The sequence below is a fragment of the Bacteroides caecigallinarum genome (assembly GCF_021531075.1).
In the GTDB taxonomy this organism is placed as follows: Bacteria; Bacteroidota; Bacteroidia; order Bacteroidales; family Bacteroidaceae; genus Phocaeicola; species Phocaeicola caecigallinarum_B.
In genome coordinates, this window is sequence record NZ_JADYTJ010000005.1 from 76,454 (window position 1) to 100,809 (window position 24,356).

At 41.2% G+C, this 24,356-nt stretch carries 23 protein-coding genes and 2 tRNA genes; 18 read left to right on the plus strand and 7 right to left on the minus strand.

Features of this window, described 5'->3' with window-relative positions:
• Nucleotides 1–171 precede the first annotated feature (171 nt).
• From folD to I6E11_RS02645, 5 genes are all read left to right on the plus strand, one after another.
• Entirely contained in the window at nucleotides 172–1,053 is an 882-nt protein-coding gene (folD, locus tag I6E11_RS02625; protein WP_235336263.1) for a bifunctional methylenetetrahydrofolate dehydrogenase/methenyltetrahydrofolate cyclohydrolase FolD, read from the plus strand.
• A gap of 89 nt (nucleotides 1,054–1,142) precedes the next feature.
• Nucleotides 1,143–2,279 carry a CapA family protein gene (locus tag I6E11_RS02630; protein WP_235336264.1) on the plus strand — a complete coding sequence of 379 codons (1,137 nt, stop codon included), beginning with the start codon at nucleotides 1,143–1,145 and terminating at the stop codon, nucleotides 2,277–2,279.
• A gap of 42 nt (nucleotides 2,280–2,321) precedes the next feature.
• Nucleotides 2,322–2,395: transfer RNA gene (locus I6E11_RS02635), tRNA-His, on the plus strand.
• Nucleotides 2,396–2,418: 23 nt separating this feature from the next.
• Nucleotides 2,419–2,495: transfer RNA gene (locus I6E11_RS02640), tRNA-His, on the plus strand.
• Nucleotides 2,496–2,609: 114 nt separating this feature from the next.
• Nucleotides 2,610–3,746, plus strand: coding sequence for a DUF3352 domain-containing protein (locus I6E11_RS02645; RefSeq protein WP_235336265.1), 1,137 nt, complete (start codon nucleotides 2,610–2,612; stop codon nucleotides 3,744–3,746).
• Nucleotides 3,747–3,751: 5 nt separating this feature from the next.
• Here the strand turns inward: I6E11_RS02645 and I6E11_RS02650 are convergent, their stop codons facing one another.
• Entirely contained in the window at nucleotides 3,752–4,951 is a 1,200-nt protein-coding gene (locus tag I6E11_RS02650) for an MFS transporter (RefSeq protein ID WP_235336266.1), read from the minus strand.
• 101 nt (nucleotides 4,952–5,052) lie between these two features.
• Entirely contained in the window at nucleotides 5,053–6,072 is a 1,020-nt protein-coding gene (gene pheS / locus I6E11_RS02655; protein ID WP_235336267.1) for a phenylalanine--tRNA ligase subunit alpha, read from the minus strand.
• Nucleotides 6,073–6,230: 158 nt separating this feature from the next.
• Between pheS and I6E11_RS02660 the strand changes: the two genes are divergently transcribed.
• Genes I6E11_RS02660 through I6E11_RS02670 form a run of 3 tightly spaced genes read left to right on the plus strand, consistent with a single transcriptional unit; the run spans nucleotide 6,231 to nucleotide 8,925 of the window.
• Nucleotides 6,231–7,100: a DUF4348 domain-containing protein gene (locus I6E11_RS02660; RefSeq protein ID WP_235336268.1), complete on the plus strand. Its 870-nt coding sequence runs from the start codon at nucleotides 6,231–6,233 to the stop codon at nucleotides 7,098–7,100.
• Nucleotides 7,101–7,124: 24 nt separating this feature from the next.
• Nucleotides 7,125–8,132, plus strand: coding sequence for a UDP-N-acetylmuramate dehydrogenase (murB, locus tag I6E11_RS02665; protein WP_235336269.1), 1,008 nt, complete (start codon nucleotides 7,125–7,127; stop codon nucleotides 8,130–8,132).
• 16 nt (nucleotides 8,133–8,148) lie between these two features.
• Nucleotides 8,149–8,925: an MBL fold metallo-hydrolase gene (locus I6E11_RS02670; protein ID WP_235336270.1), complete on the plus strand. Its 777-nt coding sequence runs from the start codon at nucleotides 8,149–8,151 to the stop codon at nucleotides 8,923–8,925.
• 31 nt (nucleotides 8,926–8,956) lie between these two features.
• Here the strand turns inward: I6E11_RS02670 and I6E11_RS02675 are convergent, their stop codons facing one another.
• The 4 genes from I6E11_RS02675 to I6E11_RS02690 form a co-directional block, all read right to left on the minus strand.
• Nucleotides 8,957–10,786, minus strand: coding sequence for a YgiQ family radical SAM protein (locus I6E11_RS02675; protein WP_235336271.1), 1,830 nt, complete (start codon nucleotides 10,784–10,786; stop codon nucleotides 8,957–8,959).
• 3 nt (nucleotides 10,787–10,789) lie between these two features.
• Nucleotides 10,790–11,110, minus strand: coding sequence for a DUF8442 family protein (locus I6E11_RS02680; protein ID WP_235336272.1), 321 nt, complete (start codon nucleotides 11,108–11,110; stop codon nucleotides 10,790–10,792).
• A 112-nt stretch (nucleotides 11,111–11,222) separates the two neighbouring features.
• Complete coding sequence (locus tag I6E11_RS02685; protein ID WP_235336273.1) at nucleotides 11,223–11,777, minus strand: 1-acyl-sn-glycerol-3-phosphate acyltransferase; 555 nt, start codon at nucleotides 11,775–11,777, stop codon at nucleotides 11,223–11,225.
• A 16-nt stretch (nucleotides 11,778–11,793) separates the two neighbouring features.
• On the minus strand, nucleotides 11,794–12,060 hold the full coding sequence (locus I6E11_RS02690) for a hypothetical protein (protein WP_235336274.1): 267 nt from the start codon (nucleotides 12,058–12,060) through the stop codon (nucleotides 11,794–11,796).
• A 273-nt stretch (nucleotides 12,061–12,333) separates the two neighbouring features.
• On the opposite strand from I6E11_RS02690, the gene I6E11_RS02695 reads away from it, so the two are divergent.
• The 4 genes from I6E11_RS02695 (at nucleotide 12,334) to I6E11_RS02710 (ending at nucleotide 16,884) form a co-directional block, all read left to right on the plus strand.
• A complete protein-coding gene (locus I6E11_RS02695; RefSeq protein ID WP_235336275.1) occupies nucleotides 12,334–13,977 on the plus strand; it encodes a diphosphate--fructose-6-phosphate 1-phosphotransferase in 1,644 nt (547 codons plus the stop codon).
• Between the two features lie 202 nt (nucleotides 13,978–14,179).
• Nucleotides 14,180–15,088: a glycoside hydrolase family 25 protein gene (locus I6E11_RS02700; protein WP_235336276.1), complete on the plus strand. Its 909-nt coding sequence runs from the start codon at nucleotides 14,180–14,182 to the stop codon at nucleotides 15,086–15,088.
• A gap of 49 nt (nucleotides 15,089–15,137) precedes the next feature.
• A complete protein-coding gene (locus tag I6E11_RS02705; RefSeq protein WP_235336277.1) occupies nucleotides 15,138–15,506 on the plus strand; it encodes a YccF domain-containing protein in 369 nt (122 codons plus the stop codon).
• 37 nt (nucleotides 15,507–15,543) lie between these two features.
• Nucleotides 15,544–16,884: an MFS transporter gene (locus I6E11_RS02710; protein WP_235336278.1), complete on the plus strand. Its 1,341-nt coding sequence runs from the start codon at nucleotides 15,544–15,546 to the stop codon at nucleotides 16,882–16,884.
• 138 nt (nucleotides 16,885–17,022) lie between these two features.
• Here I6E11_RS02710 and prmA read toward each other — a convergent pair whose 3' ends face one another.
• Nucleotides 17,023–17,868: a 50S ribosomal protein L11 methyltransferase gene (prmA, locus tag I6E11_RS02715; protein WP_235336279.1), complete on the minus strand. Its 846-nt coding sequence runs from the start codon at nucleotides 17,866–17,868 to the stop codon at nucleotides 17,023–17,025.
• Between the two features lie 171 nt (nucleotides 17,869–18,039).
• Here prmA and I6E11_RS02720 point away from each other — a divergent pair, with 171 nt between their 5' ends.
• The 6 genes from I6E11_RS02720 to darG all read left to right on the plus strand — a co-directional run bounded on the left by I6E11_RS02720 (nucleotide 18,040) and on the right by darG (nucleotide 23,739).
• Nucleotides 18,040–18,261, plus strand: a complete 222-nt coding sequence (locus tag I6E11_RS02720; protein ID WP_154044345.1) for a DUF8507 family protein — start codon at nucleotides 18,040–18,042, stop codon at nucleotides 18,259–18,261.
• Nucleotides 18,258–18,674 carry a putative toxin-antitoxin system toxin component, PIN family gene (locus tag I6E11_RS02725; RefSeq protein WP_235336280.1) on the plus strand — a complete coding sequence of 139 codons (417 nt, stop codon included), beginning with the start codon at nucleotides 18,258–18,260 and terminating at the stop codon, nucleotides 18,672–18,674. Before I6E11_RS02720 ends, I6E11_RS02725 begins: the two co-directional genes overlap by 4 nt.
• A 211-nt stretch (nucleotides 18,675–18,885) precedes the next feature.
• Nucleotides 18,886–20,190 (plus strand): hypothetical protein, encoded by a 1,305-nt coding sequence (locus tag I6E11_RS02730; RefSeq protein WP_235336281.1) that lies wholly within the window; start codon nucleotides 18,886–18,888, stop codon nucleotides 20,188–20,190.
• Between the two features lie 35 nt (nucleotides 20,191–20,225).
• Complete coding sequence (locus I6E11_RS02735; protein WP_235336283.1) at nucleotides 20,226–21,857, plus strand: hypothetical protein; 1,632 nt, start codon at nucleotides 20,226–20,228, stop codon at nucleotides 21,855–21,857.
• 167 nt (nucleotides 21,858–22,024) lie between these two features.
• Nucleotides 22,025–22,687 (plus strand): type II toxin-antitoxin system toxin DNA ADP-ribosyl transferase DarT, encoded by a 663-nt coding sequence (darT, locus tag I6E11_RS02740; protein WP_235336284.1) that lies wholly within the window; start codon nucleotides 22,025–22,027, stop codon nucleotides 22,685–22,687.
• Complete coding sequence (gene darG, locus I6E11_RS02745) at nucleotides 22,681–23,739, plus strand: type II toxin-antitoxin system antitoxin DNA ADP-ribosyl glycohydrolase DarG (RefSeq protein ID WP_235336285.1); 1,059 nt, start codon at nucleotides 22,681–22,683, stop codon at nucleotides 23,737–23,739. Before darT ends, darG begins: the two co-directional genes overlap by 7 nt.
• Nucleotides 23,740–24,356 lie beyond the last annotated feature (617 nt).

The window sequence follows — 24,356 nt, forward strand, 5'->3', positions numbered from 1 at the left end:
TTTTTTTGTCCATTAATGTCGTTGTATGTTTAAGATTTTATTTTTTAACGGGCAAAAACTGTAAAATATACTATTTCATCTGATATAATGACTTTTTTTTATATCTTTGTAATATTACTCGAAAAAGGTGATAATATAATTAAGTCATAGTAATTTTTTAAATCAGAGCTTATGATATTGATAGATGGTAAGGCTATATCTGAACAGGTAAAGCAGGAAATTGCGCAGGAAGTGGCTCAGATTGTTGCTTCTGGTGGCAAGCGTCCACATTTGGCGGCAATTCTTGTTGGTCATGATGGCGGAAGTGAAACTTATGTGGCAAACAAAGTTAAGGCTTGCGAGGTTTGTGGGTTTAAGTCAACGTTGATAAGGTTCGAATCGGATGTTACCGAAGAGGAACTTCTTGCAAAGGTCCGCGAATTGAATGCCGACGATGATGTAGACGGGTTCATCGTACAATTGCCATTGCCAAAGCACATTTCAGAACAGAAGGTTATAGAGACAATTGATTATAGAAAAGATGTCGACGGCTTCCATCCTATAAATGTGGGCCGAATGTCTATCGGGTTGCCTTGTTACGTTTCTGCCACTCCTAATGGAATTTTGGAACTCCTCAAGAGGTACAATATCGAGACCAGAGGTAAAAAGTGCGTCGTCCTTGGCAGAAGCAACATTGTTGGTAAGCCAATGGCTTCGTTGATGATGCAGAAAGCATATCCGGGTGATGCCACTGTCACTGTTTGTCATAGCCGAAGTACCAATCTTGTTGAAGAATGTCGTGAGGCTGATATAATAATAGCGGCTCTTGGACAGCCGGAGTTTGTAACTGCCGGTATGGTAAAGGAAGGTGCGGTCGTTATTGACGTTGGTACTACAAGGGTGCCGGATGCCACCAGAAAGTCAGGCTTCAAGCTTACTGGGGATGTTAAATTCGACGAGGTATCACAGAAATGTTCTTATATAACTCCGGTGCCGGGGGGAGTTGGTCCTATGACTATAGTGTCTCTTATGAAAAACACTCTTCTGGCCGGAAAGAAAGCCATATATAAATAATCAGATTTAGTTTGATTGCACCACACATATATAATTAATAATAAAAACGTCACATTAACGATATATACCTCTTAGCTTCTTCTTTAAATATGTCTATAATAAATAAGTATATATCACGATTGTTGCCGGCAGTGTTATTTCTGTCGGCAACATCTGTTTTTGCAGTATCCCCGGATTCTATTTCAATTTTTTTTGCCGGCGATCTGATGCAGCATGATGCCCAGATCAAAGCCGCAAAACGGATGGACGGTAGTTATGACTACAGCAATAGTTTTGCTCATGTCAGGTCCTATATACGTTCTGCCGATATTGCCGTCGGTAATCTGGAAGTTACTTTAGGTGGCACCCCCTATAGGGGATATCCTGCTTTTAGTGCTCCAGATGAATATCTTTATGCCATTCGCGATGCCGGCTTCGATGTTCTGATGACAGCTAATAACCATTGCATGGATAGGGGAGTGACGGGGCTGAGGAGAACAATAAAAATGGTAGACTCACTCAGGATTAAACGTGCCGGTACCTACATTGATAAAGAAGACAGAATACATAATTATCCGTTGTTGATAGAGAAGAAAGGTTTCAGAATAGCTTTCCTGAATGCCACTTATGGAACAAACGGGATACCGGTCAAAGAACCCGGAACAGTTAATTTTATTGACAGAGACCAGCTGAAAGCTGATATTTTGAAGGCCCGTTTGATGAAACCGGACATAATAATTGCTTTTATGCATTGGGGGCAGGAATATAAAACGATGCCCTCTCCTGAAGAAGTGGATTTGGCCAAATGGTTGATTGCCTTGGGAGTCAATCATGTCATAGGTTCCCATCCGCATGTCATCCAGCCTGTAGCTCTGATGGGCGATAGTGTCACACCACAAAAGAATCTTGTAGCTTTTTCGTTGGGTAACTATATATCTAATATGAGTGTCCTCCATACTGATGGAGGCCTGTCTCTAAAATTATTGTTTAAGAAAGTAAACGGTATTACCCGACTCGTATCTTATGAAAAGTTATTGGTGTGGACTTCAAGGCCTGTATTAAATGAAAAGTCGGATTTCATTCTTTATCCATCCTCTATAGACCGAAAGTGTCTGAATAACAGGGAAAAACAGAAAATGGAGAACTTTCTTATAGATGCGGGGAAAATATTGGACAGTGGAAAAGATATTATGAAACCAGACAAAAATGAAAAAAAACAGACGAAAAGTTTGCAAAATCGGAAATAATGCGTACCTTTGCATCGCTTTTGAAAGGAAAGCCGACATATGGTGACTATAGTTCAGTCGGTTAGAGCGTCAGATTGTGGTTCTGAATGTCGTGGGTTCGAGTCCCACTAGTCACCCTTTCCTGTTCATGAGCTATATGGTGACTATAGTTCAGTCGGTTAGAGCGTCAGATTGTGGTTCTGAATGTCGTGGGTTCGAGTCCCACTAGTCACCCCATCCGATTGAATTTTTCTGAGTCCTGCATTATGCAGGACTTTTTTTATGCATAAACTTTTGTATAATTTGTACTTTTTTTAGAAACTTTTTTCTATCTTTGCCAAAAAGAGTTATATGAAGTTTCGTAATGTTGTTAAAATAGGGGTTGGATTATCTGTATTGTTATTCTGCTTAGGAGTGGCATTCTACAGTTTTGTTAGTCTTACGGATGCAGAGAAAGGCAAGGATGTAAATATGTTTGCCCTGATACCGGACGACTGTAACGGTGTCCTCGATACAGACAATATAGGATATTATACCAGTGAGTTCCCCCGCACTTCATATGCAGTCGATTTAGACACATTGCATCATTCAGAGTTGATAAACAATATTCTTACAGACATCACAAAATATACTTCGGTCAATACTCATGGTCTGTCAAATCAGATAAGACGTATCATGATAAGTTTTCATAACTCGGCCTCACCCAAAGATGTAGTGGCATATTTTAAGGTCTCAAATACAGGAACAGGTTTTGTGTTGGACATTCTCAGGCAGAAATACGGTCCTGATATATATCCCAAGACAGAAGATTATAGAGGAAGAAAAATAGAGATTTTTCCTTTGGGCAAGACGGCAAATTTCCTGTCTGTGCTCTCAGGCGAAGGATATATAGTAGTAAGTTATCACAAAAAACTTATAGAGCGTGTAATTGATGCGATCAAGGATGGCACATCATTGTCCAATGATGATGTATTTAAGAAATACCAGGAGAAAAAATCAGCCAATTATTTGACTTTTTACGGTCGTACGGCGTCATTGCCGTTATTGTCTGAAAACCATTCTCACATATGGAGTGAGTTCGAACTTCATCTCAATAGCGATGTTCTTTATCTTAGCGGTTCAATGTACGAACCGGACAGCTGTTCACAGGGAATGAGTTACAGACTGGAGAATATTCCTGCCATCTCGGAAGACAGTATCCTGGTCGTATCTGGTCGTGAAAAAGTAGACTCATGTGTCTCAAAAGTCCTTTCGGAACCTAGAAACAGTATTTTTGACCAGTGTGTTTCAAATCTGTCAAGAGAGGCTTCATATATTATGGTTGCCGATATGGATAAAGTGGCTGAAAATATAAAACTTTATTCATCCTATGTTCCAGGATTTATCTGCGAGAATATCGAACTTTTCCGTCCTTTCATTATTTCTTCCCAGATTACCGAAGTAAACGGCAAGTTCTCACATATATACGTTTTTACGTATAAGGAATAAAATTTCTATCTCACCTTGTTTCTTATAAAGTGAGGGCCTGCCTTGAATTTGAAGTAGAACATTGATATCACGGTCAATATGGCTCCAAACAGATATGCATATCTGAATGATGCAATTTCGGCTATACTTCCTCCGCTCAGCATTCCTATACCTATACCTACATCCCATGATGTCAGGTAAGTGCTTGTAGCGGTTCCTCGTTGGCTGTTTGGAGCAAGATTTACGAACAGAGTGTTGTAAGCAGGAAACATGGTTCCGAATCCCACTCCCAGAAGCAGCGATATCAGGAAGAAGAATACCGTAGTTATCATGTAGTTCCATTCTATTATCCATCCGCATGCCGTAAGTCCGAAATAACAGAACGACACAAGATACATTCCTGCCGTTATAACCTCAGTAATTTTTCCTTTATCAACCAGTCTTCCGCTGAAAAGTCTGCTTATAGCCATTCCCACAGCCATGAATGTAAAGAACAATCCGGTCTCTGCCGTTATACCTATTTGTTTTGCATACATAGCCACATAGTTTGTGGTCATTCCGTAAGGGATGGAAAGCAGCAGTAGGCTCAGTCCACCGGGTAATCCTTTTATTAAAATAAACCTGTCCAGTGAAATAGGTTCGCGTTTCACCGGAGGGCGGTACTCTGTTTTTACACACGATGCCATTATGATACCCAGTACGCCGGAACATAATGCATATGTGAAGATAGTAGTATAAGTAGCCCCCGCATTGTGCAGAAACAGTCCGAACATCGGTCCCACTGACATGGCCAGATTGTTAGTCAGTCCGTAATATCCCAGTCCTTCACCTCTTCTTGACGAAGGCATTATGTCAATCACCAGTGTATTGCCGCCTACGGTCACCATTCCGAATGAGAAACCGTGAACAACTCTCAGTATGATGAACAGGGTGAGGGTTCCTGCCAGCATATATCCGGCAAATATAGATGTGAAAATAAAATAGGCCACCAGGTATAGAGGTTTTCTGGCGAATGTGTCAAGAAAATATCCCGAGAAAGGTCTTATACACAGCGCTGCGATAGTGTAGCATGACAACACGATACCTATTGTGGTATTCGATACCCCAAATATCTCCTCCAGATAGAAAGGCAATACAGGGATCAGTAGCCAGAAGCCGAAATATAGCAGGAAGTTTGCTGCCAGTATGCAGCAATAACTTGGTGTGATAAGTCTGTCTTTACTCATATCTATACGTAATTTGCCGATTTTATAGTCCAAAGGCACGGACTCACCGTTTGATGATCTCCGTGCCTTGATATAAATTATGTTTTTTTCTTAGCCAGTTATCAGTTGGCAGCTTCGAATTCAGTCAGGAATCTTGTATCGTTTTCAGAGAACATACGCAAGTCTTTAACCTTGTACTTAAGGTTTGCAATACGTTCCACACCCATACCGAATGCGTATCCTGAATACACCTTGCTGTCTATTCCGTTAGCTTCAAGCACAGCAGGGTCCACCATACCGCAACCAAGGATTTCCACCCAACCGGTGTATTTACAGAACGGACATCCTTCGCCTCCACAGATATCACAGCTGATATCCATTTCTGCGCTAGGCTCTGTAAATGGGAAGTATGACGGACGAAGACGAATCTTTGTACCTTCGCCAAACATTTCCTGTGCAAACTGGAGCAGAACCTGTTTCAGATCGGTAAATGAAACGTTCTTGTCAACGTACAGTCCTTCTACCTGATGGAAGAAGCAGTGTGCTCTATAGCTGATAGCTTCGTTTCTGTATACACGTCCCGGGCAGATTACTCGGATAGGAGGTTGCGAAACTTCCATTACTCGGCTTTGTACAGACGAAGTATGGGTTCTCAGGATAATGTCCGGATGGCTTTCTATAAAGAAAGTGTCCTGCATGTCGCGTGCCGGATGGTCTTCAGCAAAGTTCATAGAAGAGAATACGTGCCAGTCATCTTCCACTTCAGGACCATCGGCAATGGTAAATCCCATACGGCTGAAAATGTCTATTATTTCATTCTTTACAATGCTCAGCGGATGGCGTGTACCCAGGTCTATAGGATAAGCGGTACGTGTAAGGTCAAGTTCGGCAGCACCGTTGTCCTGCATTTCGAAAGCCTCTTTCAGAGCTGCTATACGTTCCTGTGTACGGTTCTTCAGCTCGTTCAGTTTCATTCCCACTTCCTTTTTCTGTTCGGCAGCCACATTTCTGAAGTCGGCCATAAGTGCATTTATAGCACCCTTTTTACTAAGGTATTTTATTCTCAGAGCTTCCAGTTCTTCTGCATTCGAAGCTTTCAGATCTTCTATTTCCTTAAGTAACTCTTCTATTTTTGCTAACATATATTACTGTTTTAAATTTTTTATATTGGCGCAAAGTTAAGTATTTAAACTGAAATATTTCCTTTTTCGCGGAATAAAAAAGAAAACTTGACTTATATTAGTTAGCAAATCGAAAAAATAGGTAATTTTGTTGCGTTTTTAATATTAGGTATTGTTAGATGAAAAATATTCTATTGGGACATGTCTTGCTGTTTCTGGTAGTATCGTGTACATTACAGCATAAGAAATCTGATTCCCTTTCGGATGTAGAAGGGCAGGAGCTGGTTGAAACAGACAGTGTCATTGCTTCGGACGAGGCGATGGACGACACATTGATTGTGGTTGATGAGATTGTGCCGGTTACAGCCGATGCCAGTTTTATAGATTTTCTTTATTATTTCACCTCCGATAAGGATTTTCAGCATTCGCGAATCATTTTTCCTGTATCGTTCTATAATGATACCACTGTGGCCAGACTTACATCCGAACAGTGGGAGTTTGACCCAATGTTTGATTCCGACCAGCTCTACACTGTGATATTCGATAAGGAAGAAGAACTGGAGTTGGAGAATGCATCCTCTTCGCAGAGTGTTCAGATAGACTGGATGTACCTTTCGGATTTTCATATCAAGAGGTATTATTTCGAGTTGAAAAACAATCAATGGTTTCTCGAAGCTGTGAATAAGGAAAAGATGTCCCGTTCATCATCCTTCGGCGAGAATTTCTATGATTTTTACACACGTTTTGCTTCCGACACAGTTTTTCAGGCCGAACGTCTGGCAAAACCTCTGCTGTTTTCTACAGTCGATCCCGAAGATGAATTCTCAGTTCTTGAAACCACGCTCGAACCGGGTCAGTGGTTTGCATTCCGTCCTCCTATGCCGTTGGACAGGCTCTCCAATATACGTTACGGACAAGGTGACACGGAACGTTCCAATACCAAGATTGTAGAGTTCAAGGGACTTGGCAACGGATTTAGCAATACTATGTATTTCCATCGTATTCACGGAAAATGGAAACTTGTTAAATTTGAAGACCTGGGCGATTGATTTAATATTAATATTTATATACTGATGAAGGAATATACAGATTTCTCTATACTTCGATATAACACTTTTGGGATGGACGTCAAGGCTTCCCGTTTTATAGAATACACATCCGTAAGCGAACTTAAGACATTGCTGAAATCGGTTGAACAACCTTTCTTGCATATAGGTGGCGGTAGTAATCTGCTTTTTCTTTCCGATTATAAAGGAACAATTCTCCATTCAGCCATAAAAGGATTTGAAATTGTTTCGCAGACCGACGAGTATGTCGATGTCAAGGCCGGAGCAGGCGAGATATGGGATGATTTTGTTGCATATACGGTGTCTTGCGGATGGTACGGTGCAGAGAATCTGTCTATCATTCCAGGCGAGGTAGGTGCATCTGCGGTCCAGAATATCGGTGCTTACGGTGTAGAGGCAAAGGATATAATATTAAGTGTGCATACCGTTGATGTTGCCGATTTGTCCGAACGCATATTCACAAACCGTGAATGTACATATTCCTATCGCTATAGTAAATTCAAGGGCGAGTACAAGGGAAAATATATTGTGACACATGTCACTTACCGTCTGTCCAGGAAACCCTGTTTTCATCTTTCTTATGGAAACATAAGTTCCGAACTTGAAAAACGTTCCTTGCCGCCCACATTGGATAACGTACGTAGTGTAATTATCGACGTACGTCGTTCCAAGTTGCCGGAACCATCCGAACTTGGCAATGCCGGAAGTTTCTTTATGAACCCTGTCGTGACGGTGGAAAAGTTTAAGGAGTTACAATCGGCATATCCTGACATCCCCAATTATCAGGTAGGCGATGATGCCGTAAAGATACCTGCAGGATGGATGATTGACCGTTGCGGATGGAAAGGGCGTAGCATAGGACGTGCAGGTGTTTACCATAAGCAGGCGTTGGTACTGGTAAACCTGGGAGGAGCCGACGGGCAGGAAATTGTAAATCTTGCCGGTGAGGTTATCAAGTCTGTAAAAGATAAGTTTGGAGTAGAGATACATCCTGAAGTAAACTACATATACTGATTATAAATACAACGATATGAAGATAACGATATTGGGAAGCGGAACATCTACCGGAGTGCCACAGATAGGTTGTACATGTCCGGTTTGCACCAGTAATGATCCTCGCGACCGCCGTCTCAGGTGTTCCGGACTTATTGAAGTGGATGGTGTAAGGATACTGATAGATTGCGGTCCTGATTTTCGTGAACAGATGTTGCGTTATGCTGATTTTGCCCCTATAGATGCTGTCCTGATAACTCATGAACATTACGATCATGTAGGAGGACTCGACGACCTTCGTCCTTTTTGTCAGTTTAAGGATGTTCCTGTATATGCCGAAGATTATACAGCCGAGCGTCTTCAGCAACGCATTCCATACTGTTTTGTAGAACATCCGTATCCCGGAGTGCCAAAAATACCATTACAAAGAATTGAGCCTGGCAAACCATTCTCTGTAGCAGGTATGTATGGAAATTCTGTAGAGGTTATTCCTTTCAGGGTGTTTCACGGGAAGATGCCTATTTTGTCGTTCAGGATAGGTAATATGGCATGGATTACTGATATGACGGAAATCCCCGATGAAAGCAATGTATATCTTGATAATCTAGACTGTCTGGTAATGAATGCCTTGCGTTTGGAACCGCATTGGACTCACCAGAGTCTCCCCGAAGCAATCCAGCGTGCGCAGCATATTTCTGCACGCAGTACATATTTCATTCATGCCAGCCATCATATAGGACTGCATGCAGATGTTGAAAGCTCTTTACCCGAAAATATGTATCAGACTTACGATGGAATGCAGATAGAGTTATAGAATAATTGTTGAGTAAATCCCTGGCTGGTGCTTAGGATTTACTCAATTTCTTTTGGTATAGCTTGTCTATAAGGTCATTTCTGCCCATTCTTCTCAGCTCGTTTATGATAGCTTTCCTCTCTTCAGGTTTGTACCAGAAGAAGAACATTCGTTGAGCCAGTTTCTCCTTCTGGCTTTTTGCCGAGAATATCGGTTCCAGTGTATATGGATGAAATCCCGTATACCATGCCTCGGTAGCCACAGTCATTGGTGTAGGCGTAAAGTCCTGAACCTGTTCCAGGTGGAAGTCCAGTCTTTTTGTTATAACCGCCAGTTCTGCCATATCCTCTGCAGTACATCCCGGATGGCTGCTTATGAAGTAAGGAATAATCTGTTGTCGCAGATTACACTCAGCATTTATACGGTCGAATATCTTCTTGAAACGTTCGAACTGCTCGAAAGGAGGTTTTCTCATTATGTACAGCACCTTGTCGCTGGTATGTTCAGGAGCAACCTTAAGTCGGCCGCTTACGTGTTTCATTATCAGTTCGCGTGTATATTCGCGAGTGCTTCTGTTCACCTCCTGATCTTTGCTTTCGTGCAGAAGCAGGTCGTATCTCACACCGCTTCCTATGAAACTTTTCTTTATGCCCGGCAAGGCATCCACTGCATGATAAATATCCAGCAATGGCCTGTGGTCGGTATTCAGATTTGGACATACCTGTGGGTGTATACACGACGGGCGTTTACATTTCCTGCACATAGCCTCGTTCCTTCCCTTCATGGCATACATATTGGCAGAAGGACCTCCAAGGTCGCTCAGATATCCCTTGAAGTCAGGCATTTCTGTAATGGCTTTCACCTCCTTCAGGATACTCTCCTTGCTTCTGCTCACTATGAATTTACCCTGATGGGCAGAAATAGTACAGAAAGCACATCCCCCGAAACATCCTCTGTGCAGGTTGACCGAGAATTTTATCATCTCATACGCCGGAATGCGTTTGTTCTTGTATTTGGGATGTGGCAGACGCGTGTATGGCAAGTCGAACGACATATCCAGCTCTCCCTGCGTCATAGGAGGGTAGGGCGGATTTACCACTACCACCTTCTTTCCTGTTTCCTGTATTATTCTCTGTGCGGCATATTTGTTCGATTCCTCTTCTATGTGCTTGAAATTTTCCGCCTGTTTTTTCTTGTCCTTTAAACATTCCTCGTGCGAGAAAAGCTTTAAGTCGTTTTCCTGAGCCTCAAACTCCTCTTTGTTGCACACGTATGCCGTCTGCAGAATATCCGTAGGTATGCAGTTGTTCTCTTTCAGATGCTTGCACAGATTCGTGATAGGTTTTTCTCCCATACCATAGATAAGCAGGTCGGCACCCGAATCCACCAGTATGGATTGTCTCACCTTGTCCTGCCAGTAATCATAATGTGTAAGCCTTCTTAGCGATGCCTCTATTCCACCTATGATTACCGGTACGTCAGGATACAGTTTTTTTAGAATTTGCGAATAAACTATCGTAGGATATTCAGGTCGCATATCGTGGCGTCCGTCCGGAGTATAAGCATCCTCGCTGCGTAGACGTTTGTTGGCAGTGTACTTGTTCACCATGCTGTCCATGCATCCTGCCGATATACCGAAGAACAGTCTTGGCTTTCCCAGCTTCTTGAAGTCCCTGAGGTCGTCCCTCCAGTTTGGTTGAGGAATGATGGCCACTTTAAGTCCTTGTGCTTCAAGCATTCGTCCTATTACGGCAGCTCCGAATGATGGATGGTCCACGTATGCATCACCACTGAACAGGATAACGTCAAGTTCATCCCATCCTCTCAGTTCCACTTCCTTCTTGGTTGTTGGCAACCAGTCTGTTAGATTATATGCCTTCAATATTTATTCCTCTATATCTTCAATATTTCCTTTTTCTCTCTCCCAGTTTATGTAAAGCATAATTAGTTGATGCAGTCCGAAAGCCTTCATGTTGTCATGATAAATTACGTTCAGACACAGGTCCAGCAAGTCTTTGCAGTCATCTTCTGTCGAGGCTATGAGCGAACGCACGTTCAGTTTCAGTTTTTCCAGAACACTCTCGTCCACTATACCGTTACTGTCTATAAGTTGCTGGAACAGCGAATATTTTTCTATTGTCTTCAGATTTTCTTCCGTAATGTTCAGGCTTCTTGTGCCTGACTGGTTTGCTTGAATTGTAAACATGGTTTTATTGTTTATGTTGTTCTTAAGTACAAATATATGAAATATATTGTTGTGTTGAAAAATATTTCATAAAAAAAGCCTACATCTCTGTAGGCTTTCCGTTATCTTCTTATTATATATCTCCTATATCAAATTTCTCAGGATGCTTTCCCTTGAAATCCTTGAAATAAAGTTTTATTTCGCGCATATCTTTCTCTATGTCGCCTGTTGGCATTATAGCCTTATTGGCATAAATGCATTTTCTTTCATAGTCTATACCTATCAGTACGATTGGTATTTCTGCCCCGCTTGCTATGAAATAAAAACCTTTTTTCCAGTTCGAATTGGCCGACCTTGTTCCTTCCGGAGTAATTGCCAGATGGAATTTCTTGCTTTCTTTTATAAGTTTCACAGTCTGTTCCACCAACGATGTACGTTTGTCTCTATTTACTGGTATTCCGCCCATCCATCTGAAAATATATCCCAGCGGAAAAAAGAACCATTCTTTTTTCATGAAGAATCCGGATTCGCGTCCTATCGCGCCTATAAACAGTTTGCCTATTATCAAATCCCAGTTTGTGGTATGGGGGGCAGCACATATTATACATTTGTCATAGTCCGGAACATTGACTTCGGCCTTCCATCCTAACAGCTTGAAATATATAAAACTGAAAAGTGCTTTCTTCATTTCCTGCTGTTGTGGATTATTTTTCGTTCAGTTTGTTGAATATTTCTTCAATCTGTGTGTTAAAGTCTGATTTAAGCTTTTTGTAGAAGCCTTTCACATTTCCCGGTTCTGTATGGCTGATGCGGCTGATTATGTCTGCACGCAGGTTCATAGCCTTTTCCACTAATTCAGCAATCACTTCACGTCTTCCTGCATCGGCATTCATGCCTTCAATGAAACACATACCTATAGTAACTTCAGAAATATAATTCACATGCTTTTTCAAGTTTCTTCTACTAGCCATAATTCAATGAATTTAATTGATTAATAAATAATGATTTTGTCGTAAAGATAGTGTTTTTGTTGGAATATTTATTCCTTTTGCCCAAATATTATTCCTGCTGTGTATTTTTTTTATCAGAGGTTTTCGTATTTCCGAAAAAAAGACGAAATTTGCACGGTATGTTTTTAGGGCGTATTGCGCTGGAAAAAATGACAAGGCGTTTTTTCAAAAAGCATCATAGCATTAAGAAAGACTATAAATAACATACACCTTATATAAATAAATTTTGAAATTATGACAAAAAGTGCATTACAAATTGCAAGAGCTGCTTATCAGCCAAAATTACCAAAAGCCCTTACAGGTGCAGTTGCTGTAAAAGAAGGTGAAGCTACTCAGTCTGTAGCTGACCAGGAAGCAATCCAGAAGTTGTTCCCTAACACTTACGGAATGCCTTTGATTCAGTTCGTAGAAGGAAAGGCTCAGAACACAGCCGAAATGAATGTAGGTGTTATCTTGTCTGGTGGACAGGCTCCTGGTGGTCACAACGTTATCTCTGGTCTTTTCGACGGTATCAAGAAACTTAATCCAAATAACAAACTTTACGGATTTATCCTTGGTCCTGGCGGTTTGGTAGACCATAACTATAAAGAACTTACTGCTGATATCATCGACGAATACCGCAACACTGGTGGTTTCGATATCATCGGTTCAGGTCGTACAAAACTTGAAAAAGAAGAACAGTTCGAAAAAGGTTACGAAATCCTGAAAGAACTTGGCATCAAGGCTTTGGTTATCATCGGTGGTGACGACTCTAACACTAACGCTTGCGTTTTGGCTGAATACTATGCTGCAAAGAACTATGGCGTACAGGTAATCGGTTGTCCTAAGACTATCGACGGTGACTTGAAGAACGAAATGATTGAAACTTCATTCGGTTTCGATACTGCATGTAAGACTTATTCAGAACTTATCGGTAATATCGAACGCGACTGTAACTCAGCTCGCAAATACTGGCACTTCATCAAGTTGATGGGACGTTCTGCTTCTCACATCGCTCTTGAATGTGCTCTTCAGACTCAGCCAAACATCTGTATCGTTTCAGAAGAGGTTGAAGCTAAGAATATGTCACTTGACGAAGTTGTAACTTACATCGCTCAGGCTGTTGCAAACCGTGCTGCTGAAGGAAACAACTTCGGTACAGTTCTTATCCCTGAAGGTCTTATCGAGTTCATCCCTGCTATGAAGGCTCTTATCGCTGAATTGAATGACTTCCTTGCTGCAAACGGTGAAGAATTCAACAAAATTGAACCTAACAAGCAGCGTGAATATATCATCAGCAAGCTTTCTGCTGAAAACTCAGCTATCTATGCTTCTCTTCCAGAAGGTGTTGCACGTCAGTTGTCACTCGACCGCGACCCACACGGAAACGTACAGGTATCACTTATCGAAACAGAAAAACTTCTTTCTGAAATGGTTGGTAAGAAACTTGCTGCATGGAAGGCTGAAGGCAAGTTCGTAGGTAAGTTCTCTGCACAGCACCACTTCTTCGGTTACGAAGGACGTTGCGCTGCTCCATCTAACTTCGATGCAGACTACTGCTACTCACTTGGTTATACAGCTTCATTGCTTATTGCAAGCGGTAAGACTGGTTATATGTCATCAGTACGCAACACTACTGCTCCTGCTGCTGAATGGATTGCAGGTGGTGTGCCTATCACTATGATGATGAACATGGAACGTCGTCACGGCGAAATGAAACCTGTTATACAGAAGGCTCTTGTTAAACTTGACGGTGCTCCTTTCAAGGCATTCGCTGCACAGCGTGAAACTTGGGCTAAGGAAACTGCATACGTTTATCCGGGTCCTATTCAGTATTTCGGTCCTACAGAAGTTTGCGACCAGCCAACTAAGACTCTTCAGTTGGAACAGGCTAAATAATATCGGTTTATGACTGATATAATATAATTGCCAAGAATCACCACAGCCAAGCAACAGAGTATGTATGCTCCTGTGGTGATTTTTTTACTATTGTGAATGTGCGTGTAGTCTATATTTGAAGTTATAGAAGTTATAGAAGTAAGTAGGTAATAGCTTTTCAAATCTTCAAACTTGTGTAGCTTGAATAATAATATTTTAAACCATGATAAAAGAACCGAAAGTTTCTGTGGAGAAGAAGGTCTCAAAAAAGCCTGCCACAAGGCGCAAACCCCAGCAAACAGCAAATGGCGGAAGTCGCAAATCGGTAAGGACTAAATCTTCCACTCCAAAGAAACATACAAAGCCCCGTAAACTCTCGGATGCAGCACATTACGCTCTGATGGCAGTAGGTGCTTTGATATTTGTGGTTGGATTTTATTATTTCTTCATACGCCCTTATTCATACAGGTGGAAGCCATGCTACGGCATGAAGGCGTACGGCGTATGTCTGCCATACGGATATGCGGTACACGGAATAGACGTCTCACACCATCAGGACGAAATAGACTGGAAGGCCTTAAAGACTGTGCAGTATGCACAGTTCCCGGTACGTTTCGTATTTATTAAGGCTACCGAAGGAGGCGATTTTAAGGACAGGGCTTTCGACTATAATTTTGCCGAGGCCGACAGTACGCACTTCGTACGTGGAGCATATCATTTTTATAATCCGAACACCGACCCGGTGAAACAGGCGGATTTCTTTATTAAAAATGTGAAACTGAAAGCCGGAGATTTGCCTCCCGTACTCGACATAGAAAAGAAACCAAAGGATGTAGATAAACTGAAAAAGGATCTTCTGGTGTGGCTTGACAGGGTAGAGGAGCATTATAAGGTTAAACCGATATTGTATACTTCGTATAAGTTCAAGAACAAATATCTGTCCGATTCTGTTTTTAATACATACCCATATTGGATTGCCCATTATTATGTCGATTCCGTACGGTACGAAGGCGAATGGAAGTTCTGGCAGCATACGGACGTCGGCACCTTGCCGGGAATAAATGAACAGGTGGACCTCAATGTATTCAACGGCTCCATGAGCGACTTATTGGAATTAACAATTAAGAATTAACAACTAACAACCAACAACTAACAACTAAAAACCAACAACTAATTATCACATGAACATTCTACTGAATATACTCTGGATAATCTTTGGCGGATTATTCGTCAGTCTGGAATATATCGTATCCAGCTTTCTCCTTATGGTTACCATTGTAGGAATACCGTTTGGACTCCAGACACTCAAACTGGCAGTGCTTGCCCTTTTCCCTTTTGGAGTGAAGGTACAAAGCACACCGTCGAATGGAGGATGTCTTAGTGTTTTCATGAACCTTCTGTGGATTCTTCTGGGAGGGATATGGATTGCGCTTACTCACTTGCTTTTCGGAGCATTGCTGTGCATCACCGTCATAGGAATACCTTTCGGAATGCAGCATTTCAAGTTGGCAGGACTTGCCCTTACACCGTTCGGCAAGACTATATCGTGAGACTATTTATTTTTTAATCTTTAATACATTTTTATTGATGACAAAATTCTCTCGTGCGTTCTGGACAGCGAACCTGTCGGAACTTTTTGAACGTATGGCCTATTATGCCATCTTTATCGTAATTACACTTTATCTTTCAAACACATTAGGCTTCAACGATATCGAAGCAAGTCTTATTTCCGGCCTCTTTTCCGGTGGTCTCTATTTCCTGCCTATGTTCACCGGAGCATTTGCCGACAAGATAGGCTACCGCAAAGCCATTCTGATAGCCTTTACCCTGCTCACTATCGGTTATCTGGGCCTTGGTATGCTACCTGTAATGCTGGAATCTGCAGGACTAGTGGAATATGGCGAAAAGACTCATTTCACCGGCCTTGAAACCAGCAGTCTGCGTCTGCTCATCGTTCCTATAATGGTGATACTTGTTATCGGAGGTTCGTTCATCAAGTCCATCATTTCTGCATCTGTAGCAAGAGAAACCACATCCGAAACACGTGCACGCGGATATTCCATCTTCTATATGATGGTCAACATAGGAGCCTTTACCGGCAAATGTTTTGTCGACCCATTACGTTCTGTTGTTGGCGATGAGGCTTATATCTACATCAATTTCTTCTCGGCTACATTGTGTTTCTTAGCCCTGCTTACCATATTTTTCTTCTTTCATTCAGCCAATACATCCGGCGAAGGCAAGAGCATGGCCGAGGTGTTCCGCGGACTTGGCAAGGTGTTCACAAACGGCCGTCTGCTTCTGTTGATACTTATCGTTACAGGTTTCTGGATGATTCAGCATCAGATGTATGCCACAATGCCTAAATACGTTATCCGCATGGCCGGTGAGACAGCAAAGCCGGGATGGATAGCCAATGTAAATCCTTTCGTGGTGGTAATCTTCGTGAATATAATCACCCAGCTTATGGCAAAGCGCAAGGCACTTACATCTATGACTGTGGGTATGTTCCTTATCCCTCTTTCTGCATTGATTATGGCTACTGGAAATATGTTTGAAGGTGATATTTTCGGTATGCACCCTATCACAGTGATGATGATTGCCGGTATTGCCGTACAGGCACTTGCCGAGTGTTTCATTTCTCCGCGATATATGGAATTCTTCTCTCTTCAGGCTCCGAAAGGCGAGGAGGGACTCTATTTAGGATTCAGCCATCTGCATTCATTCCTTGCTTCAGTAATAGGTTTCGGTCTGTCCGGTATTCTTCTTACAGCATATTGTCCTGACCCTGCACTGTATGACTCTGTAGAAGCATGGAAAGCCGATGCTGCCAATGCCCATTACATCTGGTACTGGTTTACCGGTATTGGTGCCATTTCTGCCATTGCGCTTATTATATATGCCAAGGCAACAAAGAATGCGAAATAATTTTCTTGTTGAGTGAACGGTCACTGAACGATGAGCATTCACCGTAAATATTAAGAAAAGGAAAGACGCATAATGAATGTTTTTTTTGAGGTCATTCATTATGCGTCTTTTGTTTTGCAAAGACTTTTTATTACCTTATCACTCCATCACAAGTTTCACTGCAGCCCAATTGTTCTTCTCGCGGTAATGTACAAACTTCAGTCCCAGACTTTCACCTTTGCTGCGGATGGCATCTATATCCTGTACATAGAATCCGCTCATATATATTTCCGAACCTTTGTGCATACATGCTGTATATGCAGCCATGTCGTTCAGAAGAATATTTCTGTTGATGTTTGCTATTATCACATCGAAAGGCTTGCGTCCTTCCAGTAACGATGCATCACCCAGTTCCACTGTGATATTGTTTATATTGTTCAGTGCTATATTGTCTCGCGAATTGTTCACACACCAGTCGTCTATATCGATGGCTGTTACAGGGTCTGCTCCTCTCATGCTTGCCAGGATTGCAAGTATTGATGTTCCGCAGCCCATGTCGAGTACAGATTTGCCTTTCAGGTCGGCGTCAAGCAGTTCGCCAAGGATAGAACTTGTTGTTTCGTGATGTCCTGTTCCGAAAGCCATCTGCGGATTAATGACAATGTCATATTCAGCCTTTGGATAATCCTTGTGGAATGTGCTGTGTATCACACATCTGTCTTCTATTACTATAGGTTGGAAGAAGTTCTTTTCCCATTCTTCGTTCCAATCCTTGTCTTCCGGTTCTGTTATGGTGTATGTTATCTCTGTATTGGGAATAGGGAAATCTGCTATTATGTTTTTTAGGGCTTCTTCGTCGAAAAGTGACTGTTGTATATAGGCTTGCATGCCTCCTTCGCATTCTACAAAACTTTCAAAACCTGCTTCAGCCGTAAGTGCGGAAAGGATGTCTGTAATAGTTTCATTACATGGATTAGCGGAAAATGTAACTTCAAAGTATTTCATATGTGGATTTTTTTGTTTAATTTATGACGCAAAGATAATAAAAGAATGAATGGCATAATAATGTTGTTTACCTTTGTTTATCTTGATATTGTGAAATAATAAATTTAAATATACTATATTTCGGATTAATTGTTTATCTTCGCATAAATGAACTGTTAAAATGTCATATATATGGAAAGAACTGTATTTAATAAAGCTCAACTTGAGATGCTTGAAATTATGGCAAATGTGCGTTCGGAAAAGGAGTTGGATGAACTTAAGCATGTGATATCTGAGTATTATGCTAAGCGTGCAGATGAAGAAATGGAAAAATTATGGGAATCTGGTCAATGGAATGAACAGACATTAAAGGATTTAAGTAACGCTCATTATCGTACGCCTTATAAGCAATGAACAGGTTAATTGTTTTGGATACCAATTGTTTGGTACAAATGTTGTCTATCCATAGTCCGTATCGTCCAGCATGGCAGGCATTTCGAGATGGTAAGTATATCCTATGCGTTACAAATGAAATATTGGAAGAATATCAGGAAATTATATGTAGAGTAGCAAATGATGTCGTAGCTCATAATATTGTTAATGCAATAGCACGTAGCCCATATACTCGTTTTTTTACTCCCCATTTTCACTTTCGCCTAATAGAACAAGACCCTGATGATAATAAATTTGTTGATTGTGCTATAGTGGCAGGTGCAGATTACATAGTAAGTGAGGATGCTCATTTTCGTGTTTTGGATACAATTCCTTTTCCTAAAGTTTTTGTATTAAGATTGGAGCAGTTTATAGCAGAATTAGAAAATTACTAACTTACTTTCCTATTCAAGATTCAATATCGTCTTATCATATATTTTGATATGGTGAGGCGATTTTTTTTATTAGTTATACGCAAAATAGGGAAAACCCTATGATATATTAGGGAATTTCTATACTATGTATGATATACACATAGTATATTTGTAAGTGAATAAAAGTACGATGTAAAAACTTACAAACTTAAAAACTTACAAAGATATGAAGATGAGAAGAAAAGTACTGGCTTCTATGCTGTTTGCTTTCCTGCCGTGGTTGGCAATGGCGCAGAGTACTGACGACCTTTATTTTGTCCCTAAGAAAGAGAAAAAGACAGAAATTCGTCAGAAGGTTGAAGTGGTACCTAAGGAAGTCTCAGAAAAAACGGTGGACGCAACGACAGCCAATACGGCTATAGTGGTGAAAGATGTGAAAGGAAATGTGCGCGATGTTGATGAATATAACCGCAGGTACACCTCACGCGATAATACCTTTAAATATGAGAATGATACACTCTATATCGAAGAAAAGCCATATGGCGAACGTGGCGAATGGGTAAACGGATTCCAGGGCTCGGACATGGACTATGAGTATGCCATGCGTCTTGTCCGTTTCCGCAATCCAAAATATGCCATACCTATAAGCAGTCCGCTATATTGGGATGTGGTATACGGAGTATATCCTTCATGGGACTGGAATGTATACGACGACGGCATGTATGCATATGTTTTCCCTACCTACAGCAACCGCCTGTGGTGGGACTGGCGCTGGTCGTCAGGCTTCTATGGTCCGGGTTGGGGATTTGGTTTCGGATGGTACTCCCCTTGGTACTCATCATGGTATTCTCCTTGGTATTCACCTTGGTATTACGGCGGATGGTACTCTCCTTGGTACGCAGGTTATTGGGGTGGCTATTGGGGTGGCTACTGGGGACCGGGATGGCATCACCATTATCCATATTATGGATGGAACAGCGGATGGCATCGCTCAGGACATTCCGATTACAGACCGGGTAGATATCTGTCTGGAACAGGAAGTTCCACAATTGCTACAGGGTCATCGTATACCAGACGTACACAGTCATCATCTGCCATAACTAACAACAGGGCTAATACGGCCGACAGACGTTCTTCTATAGGCAGGGTAGTGACAGGTAGCAACACCCGTGGCGAGGCCACACAGTCTGTACGTCCGGGCAGAACTGCAATCAGAACTCAAGGCACTACTGTTGGTACAGGTACTACCGGAACTTCTACAGGAACACGTGTAAACTCCGGCACTTATACCCGTCCTAGTACAGGAACATATATCCGCAGGAGCACCACTAATGTCGACAGGACCGGTTCCAGCTATAACCGTCCTAGCAGTACCCGACGCAGCTCAAATTATTATAACAACAATAACAGCAGCACATACCAGCGTTCCAACACAAGTACGTCCGGTAGCAGCTTCAGCAGGAGCAGCAGCAGTTACAGCAGGTCATCAGGTGGTTCCGTGTCACGTTCAAGCGGTGGAAGCACCCGACGCAGATAGTGTAATGAATTGTTTTTCTAAAAAAACGACACACAATGAAAAGAATAAATATTTTCGCAATATTGACAATGTCGGTATCGGCATTGATGGCACAGACACAATATGATGCAGCCCGTATCGCCGGAACAGAACTGAACGGAACAGCACGTTTCGTAGGTATGGGAGGTGCTATGGGAGCTTTGGGAGCCGACATATCCGTAATAGGAACAAATCCTGCAGGTATAGCTCTCTTCCGAAGCCACAATGTATCCACTTCATTCGGCTTTAACAAGAGTATGACCAACAGCTCATTCAATGGAACAAAGGTGAGCGACAGCCGTACAAAAGCATCATTCGACCAGATAGGATTTGTCTATTCAAACAAGATAGGAAACAATACCAATCTGAGATATCTGAATTTCGGTTTCAACTACCATAAGGCAGCAAACTTCAACAGACAGTTCACTTCCAAAGGGGCACTGAACGGTTCGTCGCTAAGCTGGCAGATGACAGATATGATGATAGGAGAGGGATATGGTTCGCAGGAAAGCTACGATATGGTTCTTGATGCCGATAATCCATATACATCTTCAAACTTTTACGGCACTCCATTCCTGGGTTCGATGGGAGCAAGAACCGGACTCGTTGACGGCGGAACAGACGAACAGGGCTTCTACATGATGGGGTGGAATGGTGATATGGGCGAATACTACAGTCGCGAAGAAGGCGGTATAAACCAGTACGATTTCAATATGTCCTTCAATGTTCAGGACCGTTATTATTTCGGTGTAACGCTTGGAGTATACGATGTGAACTACAACCGTTACTCTTCGTATTCCGAAACATTACTTGACGATAATGGAGCAGACAACGGAAACTTTACGTTGAACAACTGGTTTAGTACCCGGGGAACAGGCTACGACCTCAAGTTTGGTTTTATAGCACGTCCGTTTGAATATTCCCCGTTCAGAGTTGGTTTTGCCATACATACACCTGTGTGGTATATGCTGACAGACAGATACACTTCTACGCTGAACACAGATATATTGGCAATGCCTCAGCCATATACAGAAAACCTTACCGACTATCTTAATCCGGATTATGTGTGGGACTATCGTATGCGTACTCCGTGGAAGTTTAATGTAAACATGGGGACCACATTCAGCGGTGTGCTTGCCGTAGGAGCAGAATATGAGTATTCCGATTATTCATATATCAACTACCGCGATTATAACGGATACGAACTCTCAAGCTCGAATGTAGCTACAGACAAATACCTTAAAGGAGTGCATACATTGAAACTCGGAATGGAAGCCATGCTTACCCCTTCCTTCAGTTTCCGTGCCGGATACAACTATGTCACTTCGGCATTCAAGGAAGGTTCCGTGCGATATGTGCCAAATGTAGATACAATGCAGGACAAGTATATATGGTTTGACGAGACACGTACCGATCCGGAATATCACAACATCAAGGCCCGCAACACAATCACTTTGGGACTCGGTTACAGTGGTAGGGTAGTATATGCCGATGTAGCATATAAATATGACTTCTACAAGTCCGATTTCTATATGTTCGACGACTATAAGTTTGCCAATGACGGTGTAACGGTTACAGAGAGAAACAATTCTGCTTTGCTAGACCACAATCGTCATCAGGTACTGTTTACCGTAGGTTGCAGATTCTAATCATTTTCATCTTTCATATACAATATCTTTGTGTCATCCGGCTTGATGTTTCATCAGGTCGGATGTTTTTTTTGATGACAATCATAAGTCTAGTTCCATTCTGTTCCATAACTTTGTGTCCTATTGTTTTTTTCGTATATTTGCATTTGGATATAAATAGTATTATTATGGCTGAAAGAACAAATAATATACCGCCAAATCCATTGTATATTTTTAGAATGATTCATTTTGATAATCTTGAATATATTTTGACGAATGGCATTTGCTGTAGCAGGCATCCGAAAGCAGATCCCGGATATATTAATATTGGAGATTCCAGCCTGATTTCCCAACGTGACAACTATGTAGTTCGTGTGGATCCGCCTGGCGGAGTACTTGGTGACTATATCCCGTTTTATTTTGCCGGGCATACCCCAATGTTGCTTAAGATAATAACGGGTTATGGAGTAGACAAAATCCCACAGGAAGATATAATTTTTATCTGTTGTAAAGTGAATGATATAATTGACTATACAAATGAATGGTGTTTTACGGATGGACATGCCAAGTCTGCTATTACAGAATATTTTAATGATTTAAGATTTATATCACGTGTTGATTGGAATGCCGTAAAGGCAACCAAATGGACAAATGATGAGAACGATTTTGACAGGACAAGAAAAAAACAGGCTGAATTTCTTGTTAAATATTTCATACCTGTTCCATATATAAGTAGTATAATAGTGAAGAACTCTGAAAAGGAAGAGGAAGTTCGTAGTATTCTTAACAGATTGAATATTAATATCCCGATACATATTGATGTTGAAAATAATTTTTATTACAAATGCTAAGATATATAACAGGAGATTTACTTTCCGCTGATACAGACGCCATTGTAAATACGGTTAATACAGTGGGAGTTATGGGAAAAGGTATTGCCCTACAATTTAAGGAGCGATATCCTCATAATTTCAGTGTCTATTCGCAAGCCTGCAAGGAAAAGTCTATACATCCCGGAAAATTATTGGTGGTAAAGGACTGTTACCTTGGCAATGATATTCTGATAATTAACTTCCCTACGAAAGTAGAATGGTATAGGAAATCAGAATATTCATATATAGAGGATGGACTTAAAAACCTGGTTGAAATAATCAGCATGTATAATATCAGGAGTATAGCAATTCCTCCGTTAGGTTGCGGAAATGGAGGACTAAGATGGATGAATGTAAAGAGCCTGATAGAGAAGTACCTTAACCCTGTTTCAGATAGGGTTGAGATATTCATTTATGAACCGGATAATGAGATAAAGGCACTTTTAAAAAGGCAGGATAACAAAAAAGATATAAAACTGACCGCTGCAAGAGCACTGATTCTATATGCAATGTTTTATTACGAGACTTTAGGCGAGAAATCATGTCTTTTTGTAGCGAATAAGATTGCATATTTCCTTCAGCGTTTGGGCGAGCCATCTTTTATGAAACTGAAGTTTGTTGCATATACATACGGTCCTTATTCTGTGCAAGTTGATCATTTGTTACATACACTGAATGGTAAATATATTAGGGGACTGGAACAAATGACGGTTAAACCCTTTGAGGAAATTTCTCTTGTGTATGACAACGCTAAAGAGGTGAGTGAGTATGTGAGGACATCGTTGGATGATGTTCAGCGGCAAAAACTCGTAAGCCTTATAAAACTGATTGATGGTTTCCAGTCTGCATTGGCATTGGAAGTATTGGCATCTGTAGATTATATTAGGAAAGAAAATCCTGGAATAGATAAAGAAGATACAATATGTAAGGTGAAATCATGGAATAAAAGAAAAAATAATCTTTTCAGTGAAAAAATGATTTCAGTCGCCTATGACCATTTGGAATTGCATAAACATATATTTATGTCTTGAAATATATTGACTGAAACATAAGGTTCAACAAAACAATAGCGACTGCAACTATTAGGTTAATAGTGCAGTCGCTATTGTTATATCTAAACGCGGGCAAATTCGATGTTAAACACGGGCGCGTTTAAGGTTAAACGCGGGCAAGTTTTTTTGAGGTGCGTATACTATCCCTATCATTGATAACAGGAAGTTTCTCAATGACTTTATAAATCCTCACAAGTGTATGGAAGTTGGGTTGCAAACGGGTATAAATCCCTGTTGTTTTACACGTGTCAAACAACATAGAACTAAAGCCGATAGTTCCGCATGTTCACTTCGTGTTCATTTACCGTTCACCGGCCATTCAGTGAACACGCAGTGAACGACTATTGAACTATTTCCATTTCACTCGAAACGTCGGATGAAGAGCCTTTTATTTGGAATTTTAATTCAAAGAAACCTGTAAATTGGGGGTGAAAACCGTATTCTATTTTACTATTTAACAAAGAATTAAATTTTTATTCACAAAAAGTGTCCTATTTTATCCGCGTTTTAAAATATTTACTATATTTGCAGCAATTAACTGTACGTTTTTTAATATAAAAAAAGATATTACTCTCCTTAAAATCAGTATTAATTGT

Coding starts and splice junctions, on each gene's coding strand:
- darT (WP_235336284.1), top strand. CDS start 22,025: ATGGCTGAAAGAACAAATAATATACCGCCAAATCCATTGTATATTTTT.
- darG (WP_235336285.1), top strand. CDS start 22,681: ATGCTAAGATATATAACAGGAGATTTACTTTCCGCTGATACAGACGCC.
- pheS (WP_235336267.1), bottom strand. CDS start 6,072: ATGTTAGCAAAAATAGAAGAGTTACTTAAGGAAATAGAAGATCTGAAA.
- I6E11_RS02645 (WP_235336265.1), top strand. CDS start 2,610: ATGAAGTTTCGTAATGTTGTTAAAATAGGGGTTGGATTATCTGTATTG.
- I6E11_RS02680 (WP_235336272.1), bottom strand. CDS start 11,110: ATGTTTACAATTCAAGCAAACCAGTCAGGCACAAGAAGCCTGAACATT.
- I6E11_RS02710 (WP_235336278.1), top strand. CDS start 15,544: ATGACAAAATTCTCTCGTGCGTTCTGGACAGCGAACCTGTCGGAACTT.
- I6E11_RS02630 (WP_235336264.1), top strand. CDS start 1,143: ATGTCTATAATAAATAAGTATATATCACGATTGTTGCCGGCAGTGTTA.
- I6E11_RS02660 (WP_235336268.1), top strand. CDS start 6,231: ATGAAAAATATTCTATTGGGACATGTCTTGCTGTTTCTGGTAGTATCG.
- folD (WP_235336263.1), top strand. CDS start 172: ATGATATTGATAGATGGTAAGGCTATATCTGAACAGGTAAAGCAGGAA.
- I6E11_RS02720 (WP_154044345.1), top strand. CDS start 18,040: ATGGAAAGAACTGTATTTAATAAAGCTCAACTTGAGATGCTTGAAATT.
- I6E11_RS02650 (WP_235336266.1), bottom strand. CDS start 4,951: ATGAGTAAAGACAGACTTATCACACCAAGTTATTGCTGCATACTGGCA.
- I6E11_RS02705 (WP_235336277.1), top strand. CDS start 15,138: ATGAACATTCTACTGAATATACTCTGGATAATCTTTGGCGGATTATTC.
- I6E11_RS02685 (WP_235336273.1), bottom strand. CDS start 11,777: ATGAAGAAAGCACTTTTCAGTTTTATATATTTCAAGCTGTTAGGATGG.
- I6E11_RS02690 (WP_235336274.1), bottom strand. CDS start 12,060: ATGGCTAGTAGAAGAAACTTGAAAAAGCATGTGAATTATATTTCTGAA.
- I6E11_RS02695 (WP_235336275.1), top strand. CDS start 12,334: ATGACAAAAAGTGCATTACAAATTGCAAGAGCTGCTTATCAGCCAAAA.
- I6E11_RS02700 (WP_235336276.1), top strand. CDS start 14,180: ATGATAAAAGAACCGAAAGTTTCTGTGGAGAAGAAGGTCTCAAAAAAG.
- prmA (WP_235336279.1), bottom strand. CDS start 17,868: ATGAAATACTTTGAAGTTACATTTTCCGCTAATCCATGTAATGAAACT.
- I6E11_RS02670 (WP_235336270.1), top strand. CDS start 8,149: ATGAAGATAACGATATTGGGAAGCGGAACATCTACCGGAGTGCCACAG.
- I6E11_RS02725 (WP_235336280.1), top strand. CDS start 18,258: ATGAACAGGTTAATTGTTTTGGATACCAATTGTTTGGTACAAATGTTG.
- murB (WP_235336269.1), top strand. CDS start 7,125: ATGAAGGAATATACAGATTTCTCTATACTTCGATATAACACTTTTGGG.
- I6E11_RS02735 (WP_235336283.1), top strand. CDS start 20,226: ATGAAAAGAATAAATATTTTCGCAATATTGACAATGTCGGTATCGGCA.
- I6E11_RS02730 (WP_235336281.1), top strand. CDS start 18,886: ATGAGAAGAAAAGTACTGGCTTCTATGCTGTTTGCTTTCCTGCCGTGG.